The following is a 2,741-nucleotide window of genomic DNA, read 5'->3' as shown; positions in this document are numbered from 1 at the left end:
CGCTGGCCCCGATTTCCACAACTGGCCCTCAGGCCACATCCCTCAAGACAACGGCTCCGAAACCGCTTCTTCGCATCCGGTCCCCAGCCAAAAAGACGTTCGGAGAGGCGTTCGGCGTGGCGACCGGGGTCAGCGACCCACGGCTACAAAAGATTCGGATCCGAAACCGCTTCTTCGCATCCGGCCCCCTGCCAAAAAAACGTCTTGGCCGCAGAAATCGGGTGCATGGCTGGACCCGGGCTCGTCTGGTCCCGGGCCGACTTATTTGGCGCCTGACCCCAGAATCACGGCGGGCAGAGTGCGCAGCAGGATTGAGATGTCGAGCCAGAGCGACCAGTTGTCGATGTAGCGAAGGTCGAGCTCGACCCATTCGTCAAAGTCTTTGATGGAATTCCGGCCACTGACCTGCCAGAGGCAGGTGAGGCCTGGTTTGACGCTGAGGCGGCGGCGTTGGGCGGCGGCGGAAAATCGTTCGACCTCGTAGACTGGAAGTGGGCGGGGGCCAACCAAGCTCATTTCACCGCGGAGCACGTTCCAAAACTGCGGCCATTCGTCGATGCTCATCTTGCGCATCCAAGCGCCGAAGGGAAAGATTCTCGGGTCGTTTTCGATTTTAAAGACCGGTCCGCTCATTTGGTTGAGGGATTCCAGTTCGGCCTTTCGTTGTTCCGCGTCTGTGTGCATGGAGCGGAATTTGAACATGGTGAAGGGCTGTCCATTTTTGCCGCTGCGGCGCTGGGTGAAGAGCACGGGTCCGGGCGACTGCAGGCGGGTACCGATCCAGGCGATCAATAAGAAGAGCAGCCCGGGGAAAAGGAGCATGGCGGACGCTCCGACGACGTCGATGACTCGTTTGGCCAGCAGTGCCCAAGAGGCGTCTGGGGTGGAGCGGAAAACGAGCATGGGCTGGCCCCCGAGAGTGTCGAAGCTCGGGCGAGCGATAGAGGTTTTGACAAAATCCGTCCAGAGCCATGCTTCTACGCCTTCGATTTCGCAGGCGTTGATGACGTCTTGAATTTTGTCGAACTGGACGTGATTTGCGGCCACGATGACGCGTTCCACGGAGGCGGTGTGCAATGTTTTGACAAAGTCTTCGATCGATTGTTGTCCGAGGTCGGTGCGGGCGACGATGTTAATTTCGTCGCGCTGCGAGCGCGGCAGCGAGGCGATGAGTTTGTCCATTTCCTTGGGTTCGCCGGCGAAGACGACGCGTTCTCGCCATCCGGTGACGTGGATTTTCCGGCGCAGGTGGCCGCGCACGAGCCATTCCTTAGTCAGGAGCAGGGCGGGGGCGACCACGACTTGGAGGGCGAGGACGGCGCGGCTTTCGGCGCTTTTGCGGGCAAAAATGACAATCGCTCCAATGACCACGCCAATGACCATGCCGGCCTTGATCATCTGACCGATCGAGCACAAGGGCCACGGCTGTTTATGCAATGGGGGATCGTAATACCCAAAAAATTCCAGAACCAGCGGGGTGAAAGGGGCGATGATGGCGAGCAGCCAGTAGAACCGGTTTATTTCCGGGACCGGGTCATCACTGAAAATCCACAAACCCGGGAAAATGACCCTGATTTGGTAGGCAATGACGAATGCGACGAGGAGCAGCACCACATCAAGGAGCTGGCTGAACTGAAGGTTGATTTCCTGCTTGCGGCCCAGCATGATCAAAAACAATAAATCAGTGAGATGAACCGCGAAAGGCCGCGGTGTTGTCACCTGATAAACCCCAGTCTAGCGCATGACCTCACCCGTTGCATCGGAAAAATCTATCAGGCTTGACGCCGTGAATGTGGTCGGCAGCCTGCTGACGGCGGGCCTGCCGGGTGGTGATTGGGCGTCGGTGGCGGGCGCCTGTGACGTGGTGGAATTCCGGGTGGACGCCTGTCCGCACGCGGCCGCCGCTGTTCGTTCCGCTGCGGCGAGTTGCCCTTGGCCGACGCTGCTCACGGTGCGCGATCCGCGTGAAGGCGGCCTGAATCAGCTTGGGCTGACCCCGCGGCGCGCCTTGCTGGGGAGTTTGGTGGACGATTTTCAACTGGTGGATATTGAAATTTCCAATCTTTGCGTCTTTCGGGAGGTGGTGCATCAGGCGCACGAGGGCGGAGCGTTGGTGGTGGCCTCGTATCATGATTTTCTAGGGCAGCCCGCCGAAGTGGTCTTGCATGATTTATGCGCCGAAGCGCTGAGTCTGGGCGCGGACATCGTGAAATTCGCGGTCACGCCGCAGTGTAGTGCGGACTTGGAGGTGCTGGCCTCCCTGCTGGAGTCAGATTCATCCACTGCGCTGAGCTTGATGGGGATGGGTCGATTCGGCCGCGTCTCCCGACTGCTGTTGGGCCAGCTTGGTTCGGTGTTAAACTACGGGTATTTGGACGAATCCACGGTGCCGGGGCAGTGGCCCGCCGCTGAACTGAAGTCGCTGCTGGCCACGTTGCGGGCGTAAACCTGAAAGTAGGGATGACGGGTTAAGTAAAAACATGCAAGTTATTAAATATCAATGTAATAAGCGGTTTACAGGAACGATTCAGCATTCGCCCGCAGGGCAATGACCTAAGCCCCAACGGGGCGCCATGCGAAAGCCCAGGGCATCGCCCTGGGAATGTTTCGCAAAAAAAGGACCAAGCCCTGTAAGGGCGAAACCCACGCCGTGAAATTCTAGGCTCAGGTCCTCGGCCAGAAAAACCCACCCTTTTATGACGCCCCTACAGGGCTTGCCACTGTTTTACGGCCCAGACCCA

At 58.7% G+C, this 2,741-nt stretch carries 2 protein-coding genes; one reads left to right on the top strand and one right to left on the bottom strand.

The window, feature by feature from the left end; all coding sequences use genetic code 11:
• Nucleotides 1–261 precede the first annotated feature (261 nt).
• Complete coding sequence (locus tag AC4DF4_RS18770; RefSeq protein WP_490049625.1) at nt 262–1,665, bottom strand: sugar transferase; 1,404 nt, start codon at nt 1,663–1,665, stop codon at nt 262–264.
• Between the two features lie 76 nt (nt 1,666–1,741).
• On the opposite strand from AC4DF4_RS18770, the gene AC4DF4_RS18765 reads away from it, so the two are divergent.
• Nucleotides 1,742–2,446 carry a type I 3-dehydroquinate dehydratase gene (locus tag AC4DF4_RS18765; protein ID WP_490049624.1) on the top strand — a complete coding sequence of 235 codons (705 nt, stop codon included), beginning with the start codon at nt 1,742–1,744 and terminating at the stop codon, nt 2,444–2,446.
• Nucleotides 2,447–2,741: the final 295 nt, after the last annotated feature.

This window comes from Luteolibacter sp., assembly GCF_058122085.1.
This window is presented reverse-complemented; position numbering and strand designations above follow the sequence as displayed.